Source organism: Polynucleobacter sp. KF022, assembly GCF_027924105.1.
In the GTDB taxonomy this organism is placed as follows: Bacteria; Pseudomonadota; Gammaproteobacteria; order Burkholderiales; family Burkholderiaceae; genus Polynucleobacter.
Genome location: NZ_AP026972.1, coordinates 1,398,423 through 1,417,193 on the forward strand (window position 1 = coordinate 1,398,423; position 18,771 = coordinate 1,417,193).

General features: G+C 44.8%; 21 protein-coding genes. 7 read left to right on the plus strand and 14 right to left on the minus strand.

Annotated elements, in window-relative coordinates:
• The first annotated feature begins 92 nt into the window (after window positions 1-92).
• Entirely contained in the window at window positions 93-1,019 is a 927-nt protein-coding gene (locus PKF022_RS07260) for a 3-hydroxyacyl-CoA dehydrogenase NAD-binding domain-containing protein (RefSeq protein WP_281776403.1), read from the plus strand.
• A gap of 64 nt (window positions 1,020-1,083) precedes the next feature.
• The gene (locus tag PKF022_RS07265) at window positions 1,084-2,538 is read left to right on the plus strand and encodes a M23 family metallopeptidase (RefSeq protein ID WP_281776404.1); all 1,455 of its coding nucleotides are present in this window, start codon (window positions 1,084-1,086) and stop codon (window positions 2,536-2,538) included.
• Between the two features lie 89 nt (window positions 2,539-2,627).
• On the opposite strand, the gene PKF022_RS07270 is transcribed toward PKF022_RS07265, so the two are convergent.
• Window positions 2,628-3,068, minus strand: coding sequence for a universal stress protein (locus tag PKF022_RS07270; RefSeq protein ID WP_281776405.1), 441 nt, complete (start codon window positions 3,066-3,068; stop codon window positions 2,628-2,630).
• An 86-nt stretch (window positions 3,069-3,154) separates the two neighbouring features.
• Here PKF022_RS07270 and PKF022_RS07275 point away from each other — a divergent pair, with 86 nt between their 5' ends.
• Complete coding sequence (locus PKF022_RS07275) at window positions 3,155-3,556, plus strand: DUF2177 family protein (RefSeq protein WP_281776406.1); 402 nt, start codon at window positions 3,155-3,157, stop codon at window positions 3,554-3,556.
• Window positions 3,557-3,574: 18 nt separating this feature from the next.
• Entirely contained in the window at window positions 3,575-5,200 is a 1,626-nt protein-coding gene (locus tag PKF022_RS07280) for a SulP family inorganic anion transporter (RefSeq protein WP_281776407.1), read from the plus strand.
• A gap of 7 nt (window positions 5,201-5,207) precedes the next feature.
• Here PKF022_RS07280 and PKF022_RS07285 read toward each other — a convergent pair whose 3' ends face one another.
• The gene (locus PKF022_RS07285; RefSeq protein ID WP_281777487.1) at window positions 5,208-5,858 is read right to left on the minus strand and encodes a sulfite exporter TauE/SafE family protein; all 651 of its coding nucleotides are present in this window, start codon (window positions 5,856-5,858) and stop codon (window positions 5,208-5,210) included.
• On the opposite strand from PKF022_RS07285, the gene PKF022_RS07290 reads away from it, so the two are divergent.
• Both PKF022_RS07290 and fnr read left to right on the plus strand, forming a co-directional pair.
• The gene (locus PKF022_RS07290) at window positions 5,815-5,949 is read left to right on the plus strand and encodes a hypothetical protein (RefSeq protein ID WP_281777508.1); all 135 of its coding nucleotides are present in this window, start codon (window positions 5,815-5,817) and stop codon (window positions 5,947-5,949) included. The two genes, PKF022_RS07285 and PKF022_RS07290, sit on opposite strands and share 44 nt — an antisense overlap.
• A 54-nt stretch (window positions 5,950-6,003) precedes the next feature.
• Window positions 6,004-6,774: a fumarate/nitrate reduction transcriptional regulator Fnr gene (gene fnr, locus PKF022_RS07295; protein ID WP_281776408.1), complete on the plus strand. Its 771-nt coding sequence runs from the start codon at window positions 6,004-6,006 to the stop codon at window positions 6,772-6,774.
• Here fnr and PKF022_RS07300 read toward each other — a convergent pair.
• The 10 genes from PKF022_RS07300 to PKF022_RS07345 form a co-directional block, all read right to left on the minus strand.
• Window positions 6,771-7,031 carry a hypothetical protein gene (locus PKF022_RS07300; protein ID WP_216230716.1) on the minus strand — a complete coding sequence of 87 codons (261 nt, stop codon included), beginning with the start codon at window positions 7,029-7,031 and terminating at the stop codon, window positions 6,771-6,773. The two genes, fnr and PKF022_RS07300, sit on opposite strands and share 4 nt — an antisense overlap.
• On the minus strand, window positions 7,028-7,234 hold the full coding sequence (locus PKF022_RS07305; protein WP_216230717.1) for a FixH family protein: 207 nt from the start codon (window positions 7,232-7,234) through the stop codon (window positions 7,028-7,030). Before PKF022_RS07305 ends, PKF022_RS07300 begins: the two co-directional genes overlap by 4 nt.
• Before the next feature lie 25 nt (window positions 7,235-7,259).
• On the minus strand, window positions 7,260-8,717 hold the full coding sequence (ccoG, locus tag PKF022_RS07310; RefSeq protein ID WP_216230718.1) for a cytochrome c oxidase accessory protein CcoG: 1,458 nt from the start codon (window positions 8,715-8,717) through the stop codon (window positions 7,260-7,262).
• A 12-nt stretch (window positions 8,718-8,729) separates the two neighbouring features.
• Window positions 8,730-9,656, minus strand: a complete 927-nt coding sequence (ccoP, locus tag PKF022_RS07315) for a cytochrome-c oxidase, cbb3-type subunit III (RefSeq protein WP_281776409.1) — start codon at window positions 9,654-9,656, stop codon at window positions 8,730-8,732.
• Complete coding sequence (locus PKF022_RS07320) at window positions 9,653-9,820, minus strand: CcoQ/FixQ family Cbb3-type cytochrome c oxidase assembly chaperone (RefSeq protein WP_068324448.1); 168 nt, start codon at window positions 9,818-9,820, stop codon at window positions 9,653-9,655. Before PKF022_RS07320 ends, ccoP begins: the two co-directional genes overlap by 4 nt.
• 34 nt (window positions 9,821-9,854) lie before the next feature.
• Window positions 9,855-10,505, minus strand: coding sequence for a cytochrome-c oxidase, cbb3-type subunit II (gene ccoO / locus PKF022_RS07325; RefSeq protein WP_216230720.1), 651 nt, complete (start codon window positions 10,503-10,505; stop codon window positions 9,855-9,857).
• A gap of 12 nt (window positions 10,506-10,517) precedes the next feature.
• Window positions 10,518-11,957, minus strand: coding sequence for a cytochrome-c oxidase, cbb3-type subunit I (ccoN, locus tag PKF022_RS07330; protein ID WP_281776410.1), 1,440 nt, complete (start codon window positions 11,955-11,957; stop codon window positions 10,518-10,520).
• 189 nt (window positions 11,958-12,146) lie between these two features.
• A complete protein-coding gene (gene ccoS / locus PKF022_RS07335; RefSeq protein ID WP_216223553.1) occupies window positions 12,147-12,302 on the minus strand; it encodes a cbb3-type cytochrome oxidase assembly protein CcoS in 156 nt (51 codons plus the stop codon).
• Window positions 12,303-12,311: 9 nt separating this feature from the next.
• Complete coding sequence (locus tag PKF022_RS07340; protein ID WP_281776411.1) at window positions 12,312-14,744, minus strand: heavy metal translocating P-type ATPase; 2,433 nt, start codon at window positions 14,742-14,744, stop codon at window positions 12,312-12,314.
• Between the two features lie 8 nt (window positions 14,745-14,752).
• Entirely contained in the window at window positions 14,753-15,988 is a 1,236-nt protein-coding gene (locus tag PKF022_RS07345) for an MFS transporter (RefSeq protein WP_281776412.1), read from the minus strand.
• Between the two features lie 85 nt (window positions 15,989-16,073).
• On the opposite strand from PKF022_RS07345, the gene PKF022_RS07350 reads away from it, so the two are divergent.
• On the plus strand, window positions 16,074-17,057 hold the full coding sequence (locus tag PKF022_RS07350; RefSeq protein ID WP_281776413.1) for a tripartite tricarboxylate transporter substrate binding protein: 984 nt from the start codon (window positions 16,074-16,076) through the stop codon (window positions 17,055-17,057).
• 12 nt (window positions 17,058-17,069) lie between these two features.
• Here PKF022_RS07350 and PKF022_RS07355 read toward each other — a convergent pair whose 3' ends face one another.
• Window positions 17,070-17,393 (minus strand): hypothetical protein, encoded by a 324-nt coding sequence (locus PKF022_RS07355; protein WP_281776414.1) that lies wholly within the window; start codon window positions 17,391-17,393, stop codon window positions 17,070-17,072.
• Window positions 17,394-17,402: 9 nt separating this feature from the next.
• Window positions 17,403-18,761, minus strand: coding sequence for an acyclic terpene utilization AtuA family protein (locus tag PKF022_RS07360; RefSeq protein ID WP_281776415.1), 1,359 nt, complete (start codon window positions 18,759-18,761; stop codon window positions 17,403-17,405).
• Between the last annotated feature and the right edge of the window lie 10 nt (window positions 18,762-18,771).

The following is an 18,771-nucleotide window of genomic DNA, read 5'->3' on the forward strand; positions in this document are numbered from 1 at the left end:
TCAAAAAATGATTGTATCCAGAATTTAAATTGCCGGCAGGAGCGCAAATAAGGAATAATCAACCCATTCCTTTCAGCGCAAGTAGGTTAAAAATGAGCAAAGTAGTTGTCATCGGAACTGGGACCATGGGAGTTGGTATTGCTGCTGGGTTCTTGGCTAGCGGAACCAACATTGTTATGCTTGGTCGCAGCGCAGAAAAGGCTGCAGCCTGCCTCGAATCCATTCAGTTATGTGCAAATTCAATTATTTCTGAATGGCCTAAGCAAAGCCCATCACTACAAAGCGACACTATTACAGCCTGGCAAGACTGGAATGATGTCGATTTTGTAATTGAAACAGTATCCGAACAGTTGCAACTAAAGCAAGACATCTTTACTTCACTAGATCAGAGAGTGCCACCTCATATTCCGATTGGCAGCAATAGCTCGGGCTTCCCAATTAGCGATATTGCTAAAGATCTTCCAACAGCGCATCGCATGTTTAATGCTCACTACTTCATGCCAGCGCATATCGTACCGCTAGTAGAAATTGTTGCTGGGCAACATTCTGATTTAGCCTTAGCAGAAAAACTCTGCCAGTTTTATCGTGATCATGGAAAAAAACCTGTACTCGTTAAAAAAGATATTCCAGGATTTTTAGCAAACCGCATTCAACATGCATTAATGCGTGAAGCACTCTCCCTTGTTGAGGAGGGCATAGCCACGCCTGACGATATTGATACCGCAGTTCGCTATAGCTTTGGGTTTCGCTATGCCGCAGTTGGACCTATGACTCAAAAGGAAATTTCCGGTTGGGAAGGTATGACCTTAGCCGCAGAATTGATATACCCCTCTTTATCCAACATCACCCAGCCCCCAAGTTGCGTAACTAATTTAGTTAAAAGTGGCAAAACTGGTATTGCCAAAGGCGCGGGTTTTAAGGTCTGGCCAGCTTATGAAGCGGCACTGATGAAACAGAACTACGAGCAAAGACTAAAGGCGGCTTTTGAAGTTCTCAAGATTGCGCCTGACCAGGAATAGATATATTTGCTGCAGCACAACATATTTATTCGTCTGGGCTTTCACATTATTAGATAATTGAGGGGTGAATACAAAAGTATCTTTTAGATCCCTGTTCAGTAGGGCTGTAATTATTTTGTCTGGCTGCGCCTTTCTGAGCACAACCCCAGGCTTGGTTTACGCGCAAAGCAATCAAGCCCAAAATGCCAACCAAGCACGCAACAAGATCACCGTACAAACCACCAAACAAGTTGGCTTGAAAGATAAGTCTGCGGGTTCTAACGCCAAAACGAGCAGCATGAGTCTAAATCCGGCGCTCTTTCAGAAAAAAGCGCCAGATGAACTCATACTCAATAACGACTCGAACCTTGACTATCGAATCAATCAAGGCTGTCTACGGCGAAGCTTTAGTGAAGATAGCCTACCCGCAAGCATTGGCATCAATAACCCCCAGTTTGCCGAGTTTTTTAAAAATCAGACGAAAACTTTTTTTGATCATATGCGTGGAGATTGCATTCCGTATGCAGTTGCCTTCGGAAGTCGTAATCGATTTGATTCACTGAGCATCATGAATGGCCCAATACAAGACAGTAAAACTGAAGTCTGGACATTTACACCTTCAGCAGTTGGTGGATTTTTAATTCAACAAGACTTTCTGCGAGATGAATCTAAGCGTCTCACTGAAATTCGCATTCCATTGAGAGATGTTCTATATGATCCGCGCAAAGTAAATGATCAATTGCCTGTAGAGCTTGTTTGGGAATTGAACTCTTTGATTAAGCAAATTTATCCAGAAGAAAATAATTCTCTTGAAAATACCAATAGCGTCGTACGCTTGATAGTCGACTTTGGTGATCGTGAAAAATGGGCGCAAATTTGGGCAGCAGAAATTATTGATCCCGCCACTAAAGAGGTATATGCGAATGCTTTTTGGCTTGAGCGCAATGACATTCCGGGCGGTTTCTTTACTGGATCCGGCGAATCCCTTGAGCGCTCTTTCTGGACCAACCCATTAAGCTATCGCCGTATTTCGCGGGGTGTTGGCATGGTCAAAGCCTCTTCTGGCAAGCGTGGCAAGGCACCTGCAGCGGCAGCCACGACGGCGCCCACAACCCCACCCCCTCAGACCAAACAGCGTTATCGCGCCCATATGGGCATCGATTACTCTGCGCCAACTGGCACGCCCGTGTTTAGTGTTGCCAATGGTAGGGTGGCTCATATTAGCTACAGCGGCGCATTTGGAAACCTGATTATTTTGGAGCATCCAGGCAATTACCATACCTACTACGCACACTTAAGCGGCTATAACGTAGAACTTGGATTGGGTAATGAAGTGCGACGCGGATTAGAAATTGGTTATGTAGGATCAACCGGTAGATCCACTGGACCACATCTTCATTATGAATTGAGAAAAAATGGTATCTATATAGATCCTTATGCGCCCAAGACTCAACTCGATTTGTGGTCTATGCGTGATAACGAAAGTGGTCAGCTGACTAAAGAAATACTGTTACTTGGCAGCCCAATCAAAAATAACTAAGGCCCATTGCTAGTCAGTTATTTGAATTTCTTCTTCACTTAGAAATAAAAAAGGGTCCGCTTGGACCCTTTTTACTGAGCACTAAGGAATTAACCCAAAACCAATACTGGCAGTTTTGAATGCACGATCACTTCGTGCGTCTCGCTACCTAACAAGACGCTTTTAATTCCCGTGCGCTTATGGGAGGCCATGACAATCACATCGGCCTTCGCTTTTTTGGCGCCGTCCAAAATACCTTCGGATAAATTGCTATTAGCGATGTGCAGGCTTTTGACTTTCAGGCTAGTACCAAGCGCAGTCGTTGCTTTCTTAAATACGTCTTTCGCATAAGCCTCACAAACCTTGGAGTGCTCCTTTTGCGTGATTCCATAACCCATAGTGCTATCAGAATAGACCATTGGGGGCAAAGGATCGGAAACATACACTAGCGTTACTGCCGCGCCATCAGCCTTAGCAAGTGCAGCAACTTTCTTCAAGGATTTTTTGCTGACATCTGAACCATCTACGGGTACCAATAAATGCTTAAACATGTTTACTCCCTTCAAATTGAACTACTCGACTACTCTTTCCATCATAATGCTTATTATTAGCCTATAAAAGAATAAAGGTAACTTAATTGCTCAAGAATTTTGCTATCTACGCCTCATTTTTAGTCGCCCTAATCGCAATTGATTTGGTATGGCTTTTGGGTGTTGCAAAGAATCTCTATCGAGATCAAATGGGTGACTTAATGGCTAGTGAACCCAAGCTTATGGCTGGACTTGCTTTCTACCTTCTCTATACCCTTGGGGTCTGCATTTTTGTTATTGTTCCAGCGCTCTCAAAACAGTCTTGGCTATATGCGCTGCAATATGGTGCCCTTTTTGGGTTGTTCTGCTATATGACGTACGACCTCACCAATCTTGCAGTCATTAGAAACTTTCCAACACAACTTGCTTTGATTGACATCGCATGGGGTAGCTTTGTTACAGCCGTATGTTCAGGAATCGCATACTGGGTTGGTAACCGCATCTCATAGCATATTAATATTTAATCTATGTTTTTTCGCCCACGATTATTAGATTCATTTAACGGCTATAACCGCACCCTTTTCACAAAGGATGTTTTGGCTGGATTGACGGTTGGCGTTGTTGCACTTCCACTGGCTATGGCTTTTGCGATTGCCAGTGGACTAAAACCTGAGGCGGGTATTTTCACTGCCATCATTGCTGGCGGTCTTATTTCGCTTCTTGGTGGTAGCCGCGTTCAAATTGGCGGTCCAGCAGGCGCCTTCATTGTCATCGTGTACGGCATTGTTGAGCGTTATGGCGTACCCAATTTATTGCTAGCAACTGCCATGTCTGGTGTATTTCTATTTCTGATGGGCATGTTTCGTCTTGGTACCTTAGTACGCTTCATTCCTATCGCCGTCATTATTGGCTTCACGAATGGCATCGCCTTTTTGATTGGCCTGTCTCAAATCAAAGACTTCTTTGGGCTTCAGATTGAAAAAATGCCCGCCCATTTTTTTGAGGCCGTTCATGCGCTGTATTTAGCTGCTGATACTTTTAATCCAATAGCACTTGGGGTGGCTTCTGGCAGTCTCACTTTATTAATTTTTTGGAAGTTATTTCAGAGTCGCCTAGGATGGCTATCGCATCTTCCAGGCACAGTAGTAACAATGGTTTTGGCAACCATGGTTACAAGCATTTTTAGCTTACCGGTCGAAACTATCGGCAGTCGCTTTGGCGGCATCCCTTCTGGACTTCCTTCGTTTGAATGGCTTCCTATTAACTGGGATAGCGCCCAATATATGATTGCACCAGCCTTAACACTCGCATTGCTAGGTGCCATTGAATCCTTGCTCTGTGCACGCATTGCTGACGGCCTCATTCATGATCGTCATGAATCCAATCAAGAACTAATGGCCCAAGGTATTGCGAATTTCACGATTCCATTCTTTGGTGGCATGCCAGCCACAGGCACAATTGCGCGCACCGTTACCAATGTAGAAAGTGGCGCATCTACTCCGATTGCTGGCCTTGTACATGCAGTCACTTTGCTCATCATTGTTTTATTTGGGGCGCCTCTTGCCAAAAATATTCCACTGGCTAGTCTTGCTGCCATTTTGATGTATGTTGCCTGGAATATGGGAGAGTGGAGAAAGTTTATAGACCTCAAACAATTTCGCCTTCCATATCGCATTACTATTTTAAGCGTCTTTATTTTGACCGTTGTCCTGGATCTCACCATCGCAGTTCAGGTGGGTTTACTGCTTGCTTTTATAACTTTTATTTACCGGATCTCTAGCTTATCGCGCTGCGAGATTGCTTTAGCGAGTGACTTCCCTAGACTAAGCAACCAGCAAGGCCGTATTGATGCGTACCGCATTCATGGCGCTATCTTTTTTGGCGCAGTGAAGCTGCTAGAAAAGATAGAGGCAAAATTACCTTCACATACCCTGTTACTTGATTTAAAGAATGTAATCTATATTGATACTTCCGGCATGGATACGATCATGGAGCTTGCACATCTCTGTAAGATTCGTAATATCCGCCTGCTAATTTGCGGCTTGGCACATCAACCACTGGAGATGGCTGAACGCAGCAACTTCATTGTCACGCTTCCGCCAGACTCTTTCTACCTTGACCTAATTTCTGGGATTGAAGCGGCGACAACTTAAAGGCAGCTTAAGAAATACAGAAGCCGCCTTTTAATAATGCTTCTGGCAAAACCCAAGCGCGGTATAAACCAAAGCCGCCTGCAATCAGCAGCAGCGATGCAGCCAAATACCGCACCCACAGATATTGTCCAAACTGGGTGAGTGCTGCAGAAAATTTAGAGATCAGCAATAAATTCGGCAAAGTGCCTAAACCAAATGCCAACATGAGTGCGGCACCAGTTATCACATCTCCCGATAAAAATGCGAGCGGCAAGACGCTATAAACCAATCCGCAGGGCACTAAACCCCAGAGCATGCCACTGAACCAACGCGATGGACCACTAGCCATACGTCCTAAGTATTTAGCCCAGTAAGCGGCAATCTTGGAGCTGATCCACTTACCCCCCAACAAGCCTTCTGATGAACCCGCCTTTAAAAGACGAATTCCCATCAAGATCAAAATGAGAGAAGTTAGAGTAAATAAGGGTCGCTGAATTGGAATGAGATTTTGCTGCCAAACCACCACTCCCACGGCAGCGGCAAGAGAACCCAAAAGAACATAAGTGGTTACACGTCCCAAATGCATGATCAGTTGCAGGTAAAAAAGCTCTGATTTGGCCCTTAAAGGGGTCTCTATGGCGATTGGTCGTTCGATGGCTGCCGCTATGCCTCCGCACATCAGAGCGCAGTGCCAACCACTTACAAGGGCGCTCAAAAAAACGGCAATGAGAAGGCTAGAAGTTAACATCCGCTATCGAAATAAAGGTTAAAAAACATGATTCATTGTCCGTATAGAATAAACTGACTGCATAATTAGCTCTAGTATGAATTACAAGCCTACCGACACCCCAACCAGCAAATGCTCAGTATGTGTACTGGGTCAATTTTGCCTACCGGTTGGCCTTAACAGTAGCGAAGTTTCAAAAATTGACTCACTTGTCAAAGAGCGTGTTCATCTTCAAAAAGGCGAAAACCTCTACCGACATGGTGATCCACTCAGCTCTGTTTACAGCGTCCGCTTTGGCACCCTCAAAACCGAATTTTGCCTGCAAGATGGTCGACAACAGGTCATTGGCTTTCACCTTCCCGGTGAAATCTTGGGATTGGATGGGATTGGCGAGGGTCATTATCAGTCGGATGCGATTGCATTAGAAGAGAGTGAAGTTTGTATCATTCGCTACGAAGCCTTTGAAGATTTAGCACGCCAAATTCCAATGCTGCAAAATCAGTTTCACAAAATTATGAGTCGTGAGCTGACTCAAGACCAACGTCACCTACTATCACTGGGCACAATGCGCGCAGAAGAAAGATTGGCTGCATTTTTATTGAGTCTTTCCCAACGCTTAGCAGCACGCGGTTATCTGAATAATGAATTTGATTTGCGCATGAGCCGCAATGACATTGGTAGCTACCTTGGCATCCAAATTGAAACTGTCAGTCGTATGCTCTCGCGCTTTGCTGAATCCGGTTTAATTCAAATTAAGCAACGCCATATCAAACTGATCGACATGAATGGTCTATACGAGCTGGCAGGCATTCCCAATCCAGATCGCCAAGGCTGCTCAACCCCAGAAATCCCAATCAAAGAGGCTTAAATTAAGCCGCGATCTACTTCCTTGCTATCCGGCGACTCAATACCAGGCAGGATATAGGCTGTAAGAGCGCTTGAGGCCGCACAAAATACCCAAATTGCAAAAAATCCAATGGTGTAAATACCCTCATCCGAAATATCTGGATGATGCCCAAAAAATAGCAAATCCTGGGGGTGCACAATGGTGAATAACAAGCCTTCTGCCATGCCAGCCACCAAAAAGGATGGCCACAAAATCCAGATTAGCAAGCGGTACTTCATTTTTGAACCTGCACATCTTTAATCTGCTGCTCAACCTTTAAACCACGTTTAACTACACCATCACGCAATGGTTTATCAGCCTGATAATTAATCGCCAAATAAATGGTGATGATGCAACCGATCATTGCAACTGCAGGGCCGCTAATTAATAACCACGGCCATAATTGCTTAAACCAAGGTTTACTAGTTTTCTGTTCTGTCATATACATCCTCTCCATTGCTTTTAGCTTAACGGGGAATAATAAAAGTCGATTTTTCATCACGCGTTCTGGTAATCATCTCATTTCCAGACATTTCGTGAGCAATCACATCAAAATGAATTGGGTAATTGCCTGGCTGATTTACGCCCGTATCAGCACTTACCTTGATCGGCATCAGCAAATTACTTGCCGGCGCCACCTCAATCTCAGTGACGACCTGACCTTGAGAATTCAGCACCTTTAGACCATCTAAACCAAGAGCCTTCACTTGCACGTTCATATTATTTTCAGATGCATTCATGATCTGAATACGATAAATATTTTCAATCCTCACACCCTCTACCTCGCGTGCCAATGCACCGCGATCGCGCATCACATCTACCCTCAATGGATTACGTGTAGCTAGAGAGACTAGGAATGCAGCCGTAAGAACGGTAATGAAAGCTGTGTAGATTAATACGCGTGGGCGCAAGATATGACGAATGGCGCTTTGATTCGACTCACGATCTTCGATTGCTCGCTCAGTTGTATATCGAATCAATCCTTTTGGATAATCCACTTTTTCCATTACCTGATCGCATGCATCAATACAGGCGCCACAACCAATGCACATGTATTGCAAGCCATCACGAATATCAATACCAGTAGGACAAACTTGCACGCAAATACTGCAGTCAACGCAGTCGCCCAAACCTAGAGACTCATGATCAGCCGACTTGCTACGACTACCTCTAGGCTCTCCGCGTACTTTGTCATAAGTTACCAAGAAAGTATCTTTATCGACCATCACACTTTGGAAGCGTGCATATGGACACATGTACTTACAAACTTGTTCACGCATAAAACCCGCGTTACCCCAAGTAGCAAAGGCATAAAAACATAACCAGAAAGTCTGCCAAGGACCTAAAGACAGATGAATTAGCGCAGAGCCTAAAGTGGTAATTGGTGTGAAATAACCAATGAAAGTAAAACCAGTCCAGAATGCGATCAATAACCAAAGGAAATGCTTGGTGATCTTAAGGCGCCACTTTCTAAAGCCCCAAGGCCACTCCTCGCCGTCTAAACGAATGCGTGCAAAGCGATCCCCTTCCACCTTGCGCTCGATCCACATAAAGATCTCGGTATATACCGTTTGCGGACAGGCATAGCCGCAGAAGAGACGACCTGCAATAGCTGTAAATAAAAAGAGCGCTAACGCGGAAAGAATTAATAGGAGCGTGAGATAGATCACATCCTGCGGCCATAAAACAATGCCGAAGATATAAAACTTACGCTGAATTAAATCAAAGAGTACGGCCTGACGACCATTCCAGCTAACCCATGGCAAACCATAAAACAGTAGCTGGGTTGCAAAAACGAGGATAAAACGCCAACGGGCAAAGAGGCCCGATACTGAACGTGGGTAAATCTTTCGCCGGACCTCGTAAAGAGACTCCTCAATAACCTCTATGGGGATAGGTTTTCCACCCGGCGGAAGATCTGCCACTAAATACTTTTCTTATTTAGCTGCTGCTGGCTGTTTATTGTTAGATAAACCCCAAACATATGCAGTTAATAAATGAATTTTTTCAGGACTTAAGACTTTATCTTGAGCAGGCATCATTGCCATACGGCCTTTAGTTACAGTCTCAACAATCGTTGCCTCTGAGCCACCATATAACCATACTTTGTCAGTTAAGTTAGGTGCGCCTAATGCAATATTGCCTTTACCTTCGGGACCATGGCATGCAGCGCAATTCGATTTATAGACATCAGCACCGCGAGCTGCTTTGAGATCATCGGCTGGCAAACCAGAAAGGCTGCGAACATAGTTAGCAACATCAACAATTTGTTTGCTCTCCAATTGCGGGAATGGAGGCATTACACCTGCACGGCCATTAATAAGAGTCGTCTTGATATTTTCTGGTGAGCCGCCATAGAGCCAGTCACCATCAGTCAAATTCGGGAAGCCTTTAGCGCCGCCAGCATCTGAACCATGGCACTGCGCACAAGAATTTAAGAACAAGCGCTGACCCATTTCACGAGCTTTTGGATCGGCAGCAACTTGCTCAATATCCATAGTGACGTATTTAGCATAAACGGGCTTTAACTCTTCATTGGCAGTTGTCATGGATTTCATGAGAGAACCGTCAGTACTGTAACCCAACACACCAGGGAAAGATCCGAGGCCGGGGAATAGAACTAAATAAACCAATCCAAACACACAAGATAGCAAGAACATCCACATCCACCAGCGTGGAAGCGGATTGTTCAGTTCGCGTAAGTCACCATCCCAGACGTGACCTGTATCAGCAACTGCGCCATCAGCCGTATGCACTACTTTAGCTTTACGCTGTGAAAACAATAGCCATACACACCAAACAATGCCTACCAATGAAACTAGGGCGATGTAGCTACTCCAACCGCTGCTAAAAAAGTCACTCATGATTTATCCTTACTGAATTCATCCGGAAGATCAAATGGAAGTTCTGCTGATTCCTGGTTTGCTTCTTTTCTACCAGGAGACCAAGCCCACCAAACAATTCCTACAAAGAAAATAAGTCCAATTACTGTAGAAAAAGCCGAGAGGTAGGGTGTGATCTGTTCCATTTGATTTATGTCGTTCTAATTAAAATCCCAGCCTTTACTTGGCCACCACTTCATCAACAACGATGTATCTGCGATTTACGCCAAGACCCTGAAGATAGGCAATCAATGCATCCTCTTCGGTTTTACCTTCTAACTCTTTAGGCGCATTAGCAATCATTTCCTCGGTGTAAGGAACGCCTAAACGGGTCATCGCAATCATATGAGCTTGAATTGTGGAAGCGTTAGCAGCATTCTTCTGCAACCAAGGATATCCAGGCATATTTGACTCGGGAACTACATCACGAGGATTGCGCAAGTGAATACGATGCCAATCATCAGAGTAACGAGCACCAACGCGAGCCAAATCCGGACCAGTACGTTTGCTACCCCATAAGAATGGATGGTCATATACAGACTCGCCAGCCAAAGAGTAAGGACCATAACGTTCTACTTCTGAACGCAAAGTACGGATCTGTTGTGAATGACAACCAACGCACCCTTCGCGCTGATAGATATCACGTCCAGCCAAGCGCAAAGCTGTATATGGCTCTACACCAGGACTTGGCTCAGTTGTAGTGTGCTGGAAAAAGAGAGGTACGATTTGTACTAGGCCTGCAATCGATACCACAATGATCGTGGCAATAATTAACCAGCCAACGTTTTTCTCAAGCGTTCCGTGGGAAAAGAATTTATTTTCGCTAGACATTTTCTTCTCCTTTTAGTGTTCAGCAACGGCCGTTGGAATAGGCGCATTTACAAAAGTTTTACCCTGCACAGTCTTGAAGACGTTGTATGCCATCAAGAACATGCCGCTGAGGTAGCACAAGCCGCCCAACAAGCGAATCATGTAGAAAGGATAGGTCGCTTTAACAGACTCAACAAAGCTATATGTCAATGTTCCGTCTGGCTCGAATGCTCTCCACATCAGACCCTGCATCACGCCAGCAATCCACATAGCAGCGATGTATAGAACAACACCGATAGTGGCAATCCAGAAATGCAACTCAATCCACTTAGTGCTGTACATCTCTTTTTGCCCTACCAAGCGTGGGATCAAGTAGTAGAGAGAGCCGATCGTAATCATGGCAACCCAACCCAAAGCACCTGAGTGAACGTGCCCAATAGTCCAGTCTGTGTAATGAGACAAGCTATTCACAGTCTTGATTGACATCATCGAGCCTTCGAAGGTAGACATACCGTAGAAGGACAGAGCTACAACTAAGAATTTCAAGATTGGGTCACGACGCAATTTATACCAAGCGCCAGATAAAGTCATGATGCCGTTGATCATTCCACCCCAAGATGGCGCCAACAAGATTAAGGAGAACACAGTACCAAGAGACTGCGTCCAGTCAGGCAAAGAGGTGTGTTGCAAATGGTGAGGACCTGCCCACATATAGGTAAAGTTCAAAGCCCAGAAGTGAACAATGGACAAACGGTATGAATAAATTGGGCGCTCTGCTTGCTTAGGGATGAAGTAGTACATCATGCCCAAGAAGCTTGTAGTCAAGAAGAAGCCTACCGCGTTGTGACCATACCACCACTGCACCATCGCATCTTGTACGCCAGCATATGCAGAATAAGACTTCCACAATGTCGCAGGCATTTCCAAGTTATTGAAAATATGCAGAATAGCAATCGTCAGAATGTATGCGCCAAAGAACCAATTAGAAACATAGATATGTTTCGTCTTACGCTTCATGATCGTGCCGAAGAACACAACTGCATAGGCCACCCAAACTAAGGTGATCAAGATATCGATTGGCCACTCTAGTTCAGCGTATTCTTTTGATGTTGAAATACCTAATGGCAATGTCACGGCAGCTAAAACAATAACTGCCTGCCAACCCCAAAAAGTAAATGCTGCTAATTTGTCACAAAACAAGCGCGCCTGACTTGTACGCTGCACGATGTAATAGGACGTTGCGAACAACGCTGAGCCGCCAAAGGCAAAAATTACCGCATTGGTGTGCAATGGACGCAAGCGACCATAGCTCAGCCAGGGAATATTAAAAGTGATCTCAGGCCAGATCAGCTGGGCTGCAAGGATAACACCCACCAGCATGCCAACAATTCCCCAGAGCACAGTAACAATCGCAAATTGACTGACAACCTTGTAATTGAAGGTATCTTGATTACTCCCCACGGTAAGTCCCATGGTCTCTCCTTTTTTGTGACCAAACAACGACATAATCCAAATAGATTGGATCGATTATCAAAGTAAGGTCATTAAGGGAGTTTGATCTATGTCAAAAAGGATGGGGCAAATTGGAGCCCCTGGGAAAGAAAATGCTTTATTTTCTAAATCATATTTAATATATGACTTTAATTGATAGTGCCTACTAACTTATTTAGACTTCGGAGTATCATCATCCATCAGAATGGCTTCGCCTGGACCATCCAAATCATCAAACTGACCGCTCTTAATGGACCAGTTCAAAATCCAGACCAATAGGCCAATCAGAACCAGCGAAATAGGAATGAGTAGAAAAAGGCTTTCCATCCCTATAGTCTAAGCTTTTCGCAAACGCCAGGCATTTAAGGTCACCGCAAGCGAAGAAAGCGACATACCGATTCCCGCAACCCAAGGATTAACCCAACCCATCATTGCCGCCGGAATAGCTAACAAGTTGTAAATCAAAGCCCATAATAAGTTTTCCTTAATAATGGCTTGGGTTTTATCTGCTAATAAAAGCGTTTTTGCTAAGGGCTCTAGAGAGACAGCTGTCAAAATGGCATCAGCGCCTGCAGCAGCTAATGGTGCACCCGCACCAACGGCAATTGAGATATCTGCTCGCGCCAGCAATGGAGCATCGTTTACGCCATCACCAATAGCCCAAATAAAACGTCCTTCTTTTTGCAAGCGTTCAATGTAATCATACTTATCTTCGGGAGTGCAGCCACCTCTGTGGGATTCAATACCAACATGATGAGCCCACCAAGCAACCGTATCACGATCATCGCCTGAAACTAAATGTATGGCAATATTTCTAGACTTCACCACTTTTAAGAATTCCTCCAAACCAACTCTTGGTGTGTCCAAGAATACAAAGCTGGCGATCAATCCTTGCTCGTCGGCCAAATGCACTTGACCATATTGACCTAACTGAGAGCTCTGCTCTACACCCAGCCATAAAGCACTTCCGAGCCTATAAGATCCAGAACTTAAGCCTCGACCTAAAAGATTAATGACAGGCTCACTCAATAAAGGTATCGAAAGATTTTCTTTTTCAGTAGCACGCAATAAAGAAAGCGCCAATGGATGCCTTTGCCCTGACTCCAAGGCCGCCGCTAAAGCAAGCGCATCCTCACGCCGATAACCCGCACGAAGATTGATAACTTCCTGCAGCTCTGGCTGACCCATTGTTAGAGTACCGGTTTTATCAAGAACCAAATCCGTAGCCTTCACTAAACCCTCCATCACATGGCCACGCACGATCAGTAAACCTAATTTAGTTACAGCGCCTTGAGCTGCTGCCATGGCTGTTGGAACTGCAAGTGATAAAGCACAAGGGCAACTCGCAACTAGTACCGAAACTAAAACAGTCCATGCGCGAGCAGGATCAAAGTAAAGCCAAATCGCTGATGAAGCAAATGCACTGAATAATAGGAACGCAACGAAATAGGCGGCCCACTTTTCAGCAAGACTAACCATCACTGGCTTTGCAAGTAATGCTTGATCCAGTAGAGATGCAATTCCTGCGATACGAGTGGATTGACCTACCGCATCAATTTTCATAAAGAATGGATTAAGAATGTTATGTGTACCTGCATACACGCGATCACCAATTTTCTTATCAACTGGTTTAGATTCACCGGTCAATAAGGACTCATCCAAAGCGCTCAAATTTTCAACCAAAACACCATCAGCAGGCACCACCTCTCCAGGGGATACTCGTAATATCTGACCAGAATCGCAATTTACTACTGGAACAACCTCTATCTCTTGTGAAGCTGGGTAATCGATTGCACGCTCGCAGGTAGCAGGTAACTGTTTTGCCAAAGCCTCCGCCCCACCCTGCGCATCTTGTCTAGCTAGTAATTCAACATATCTTGCAGCCAAGATAAATGCTACAAACATTGTGATTGAATCAAAATAACTTTGACTAGAGCCATTGATTAAGTTAATTGTGCCGGCGATGAAAGCCAATGCAAGCGCTAATGCAATTGGTACATCCATACCCAGCATATGCGTTTGCCTAAAGGACTGGACACTGCGCCAAGCTGCTTGAAATATTGGCCCTGCTGAATACACCATAACCGGTACGGTTAGTATCCAACTAGTCCAACCTAAAAGCACTTCAAACTCAGGGGTGATGTCAGCGTCCACATAGGTTGGCCATGCATACATCATGACTTGCATCATGCCCAACATGGCTACGCCAAGACGTGACAGAAGCTGTCGCCTCTCTTTTTTCGCCCTATCCAATGATTGAGATGGTTCGAATGGCCAAGCTTCGTAGCCAATCCGTTCAATTTCAAAAAGGAGTCTTGCTAAGCTTGTTTTTTCTGGTGAGAAACGCACCATCACTTTTTGAGTAACGTAATTAATTTGCACATCTTGAACGCCAGCATTACGACACAAATGTTGTTCACATAACCACACACAAGCTGCACATCGAATTTTTTCTAATCGCAGAGTGGTCTCTAGACTGTCCTCGCCTTCAGATGAACGAGTAAAGCGGCCCCGCAAAGAAGGATCGTCATAAGGCTTCAGCTTTTCTGGGATTTCATTGCTAGCAAGATAGGCTGCCGGCTTATCACCAGCCTGTGATCGTCGGGCGTAAAAAACCTCAAGACCCTCACCATGAATCGTTTGTGCAATAGCCATGCAGCCTGGGCAGCAAAATGATCGAGGCTCACCCCCTAATTCTGCCTCGATTAAATCACCTGGGAGAATATGGCTTGAGCAGTGATAACAAACCAGAGAATTTGTTTTATCCATTTGGTTACTCAAGCACGTACTGCGCTACCCCAACCTCTTCGTCGCTCGTAGATGACAAATAGAACACCCCATATCACGACAGCAACATATGCCCAGACCCAAGCTACTTGTGAGGTACGCGAACCAGAGATATCCAGAACAAAGCCAAAAATTGCAGGGCCCAATAAGCCGCCGCCAAAGCCCATCAATGAGTGAAGGCCCATGGCAGCTCCTTTAATATTTTCTTGTGCGCTAATCACCAGGCCCGCAGTAAGTGTTGAGGAATCTGCCATGATGAAAATAGCATGTCCAATAGCTAGAGCAACAATTAACCACCATGATTGGCCTGTTGAGCAAGCAAATGCAATGCCTAATACAGCACTGGTCAGCATCACAATACAAACCCACTTCTGACGACCCACTCTTAAAGCAATTTCATTACCCAGTATTGAAGCGGGCACGCCAAAGAAATTAATTACTCCGGCTAGAGTCGTAGCAGCCAGAAAAAAAGATTCTCCTGATGCTACAGCGCAAAAAGCAAAGAAGGCAACAATCCAGCTCCTTGAGGCAAAGAGTTCCAATGTGTGAGCGGTATAGCCAAAAATAAATCCTGCAGCATTTTTATCTTGCAAAACTAGCTTCCATTTATCAACTGGAAAGATATCATGCAGACGTATATTGATTGGACCTTTCCACTTCTCATGCTGCAATGCTGGGATAAATAGTAAAACAAGTAGAAATGCAGCAAGTGGTCCTAAGGCGATGAGGCCAAAAACGTAATGCCATCCTAGTGCGCTCAGAATCCAACCAGAGCATAAATAAGAAAAGCCAGTACCAATACCAAAGAAAGCGGTATAAAAAGCAATGTGTCGTGTTAGCTCGCCTGACTGAATACGATCAGACAAAATTTTGAGGCCCGGCATATACGTGCCAGCAAGTCCGGCGCCATTTAAAGCCATGAATATCAGCGCTGTCCAAAAGTTATAAGCTAATAGGCTCATACCCAACAAACCGCAGGCAGCAGAAAGTCCGCCTACTAAATATACCTTACGAGCATCCACTCGATCGGTCAGAGCGGTAGCCAATGGAACAGCAAGCATGTAACCAAAGAAAAAAGCACTGGCAATCAAGCCTGACTGTAAATTTGTGAGATGCCATTCCTCTTGGAGGGTGGTGAGAACTACGGCGTAACAGGCAAAACCCAATAAGGCACAGGTTTGTGCCATCAGCATAAGAGGGGTATAGCCAGCAGAACGAATACGCATAAATAGTCAGTAGAAACGTGAACTCATTCTACTCGCCCAGAACAAAATAGACCCGTTACACTACTAAAAACATGAAGGAGACCGCATGAAAAGCAAATCAATCGCCAGCACCCTATTAAAAATCGGAACCAGCCTAGTCATTGGCCTAGTAAGCCCTCTAGCTATGGCCGATAACTACCCATCCAAACCAATCAAGGCAATTGTTCCATTTGCCCCTGGAAGCGCAACCGACCAAATTGGAAGAGCCTTTGCTGCCAAGATGGCTGAATCACTTGGTCAACCAGTTGTCATAGAAAATCGCCCGGGAGCCAATGGAATGATTGGTGCAGATTTGGTTGCAAAATCGCCAGCCGATGGTTACACCCTACTCTTCGGGACGAACAGCACCAATGCTGCCCTGAAAAGCTTAGTAAAGAATCTGCCATATAACCAAGATACTGCATTTACTCCAATTGGATACTTCGGATCAGTGCCGCTCATTGTTGCTATCAATAATGATGTACCGGCAAAATCTTTAAATGGCTTTGTTACTCTCGCCAAAGCAGATCCAGGAAAAATGACTTTTGCTTATGCAAGTACATCGCAGCGAGTTTCCTCTGAGATGCTATCAAGTGTGGCCGGCATCAAAATGACTGGCGTGTCTTATAAGAGTGGCCCTAACGCAATGACTGATCTAATAGGTGGTCAAGTCAATATGTTTACGGCCGACTTTGCGGTAACTCTGCCCCAAGTGCAGGCAGGAAAAATTCGCGGCCTTGCAGTGACCTCTCTTAAGCGCTCACCAGCTATCCCAGAATTACCAACTGTCAATGAAGCACTTGGCATTAAAGGCTATGAGCTAATTGCATTCTTTGCTGCATTTGGCCCTGCTGGAATGCCAAAAGATGCGGTAACCAAGCTTAATAAGGCAATCAATGATGCTGCTAAATCAAAAGATTTAGTTGAGCGCTTTTCTGCCATGGGATTTGAGACACAACCCGGTACTCCTGAGGCCCTAGGTCAAAAAATAAAACTGGAGACAGTAAAGTGGGCTAAGGCTATTAAAGAAGCAGGAATGGAACCAGAATAAGTTTTACAGGAATTAAGCATCTAAATTGATTTCCATTGCCAAGAGCCAATATGAAAGGCTCTTGCCATGGGAATCTAAATTCAACGAGAGATTCACTCCGCCATCCAGCACATCATCAATAACAAAATTAAAAGCCATCAAGTTTGGCAATTCATATCGCCTAACTGCAGTTGGATTTCTAAATCCAAAATGATTTTTCACTTTTTCTTCGGTTAACTCTTTTTGCAGTAGAGAAAAGTCTTCTGACTTATAAGCAATCACACTGATATTAGATCGATTGCCTTTATCACCCGTTCTAGCATGAGCAAGGCGGTATAGAGGTAATGTTTTATTCATGACCTGACCCTAGCCCTCAAAAAACTCAAAAGATGAATTCACTAATTCGCGCGGCATAAGGCAGGCAATAGTATTTAAACGGGGCTTCAAGCTAGTCCGCACTCCGCCACCGCCTGCTGGCCCACAGGTATAGAGCGCAGTGACCTCCCTACACACTTTCAGTGCCTGATTCCGATCGTTATGAGCAACAGCTGCCCTCAAACGAATATCCTCAAAACCATCTGTTAATTGATATTGGGGGCCCGCTCCAGTATCGCTAGAAAATATGCTGGAAGAACCAATGAAATCAAAACGTATATTTAATCCACTTAATCGCTCTTGAATAATTTGAGCGGCTAGCTGTGCACGTGCAAGCGCATTAAAACCAGCATACGAAATTTCAGCCTCAGCCAACCAGCCACCATCAACACATACATTAGCTTTTAACGTGGCAGGTTTTGGATGTCCACTTATGCCAGTCAGTCGCACACGGTTTTCCCCTAAATCAATAATTTGAGCTTGACTAATATCCGCTATAACATCAGGCGTCAAATACTGAGCGGGATCATGCAGTTCATACAAGAGTTGCTCTGTTACCGTCATACGGTTAACTAACCCACCCGTGCCAGGGGGCTTAGTGACACAAATTATTCCTTGTGAATCAAATTCCACAATTGGAAATCCAACTGTAGCTAGGCATGGCACATCCTTAATTCCAGGATCTGCAAAATAGCCACCCGTAACCTGAGCGCCACATTCCAGAAGATGCCCAGCCATGGTAGCGGCGCCTAAAAAAGCCCAATCGTTCCAGTCTTTTTTGAAGTGCGCCATTAAAGGGCCAACTGTTAGTGAGGGGTCTGATACTCGCCCTGTTACTACCACTTGCGCCCCCGCGTTAAGGGCATCAGCAATTTCTTTTGCCCCTATGTAAACATTAGCGCTAATTAATTTACCTTGCGAAAAGGATTTTTTATCTTCTGGAGAAAGTAAAGCATCTATCTTGTCACGATACTCTTTGCCTGAAATATCATCGCCCCTAACAATCGCAACCCTGATGTCCGGTAAGCCTTGTTGTTTTGCAATGGAAGTAATTAGTTTTGCAGCGCCCTCTGGATTAGCTGCTCCAAAATTTCCAATAATTGGAATACCACCCTTAATACAATCAGCCAATATTGGCGATAGCATTTCTGAAAGTAGAGGCTCATAACCCAAAGCAGAATTTTGCCGTCTCTCTAATTGCGCCAGAGCTAACGTTCTTTCGGCAAGACTTTCAAAAATAAGGCATTTTGAGCCACTGTGTTTTAAAAGCTCATCAACCAATGGCCTGGCAACATCAGTGCGATCACCAGAAAATCCTGCTGCACAGGCAATACGATAGATATCAGTCACGTTTGAGAAA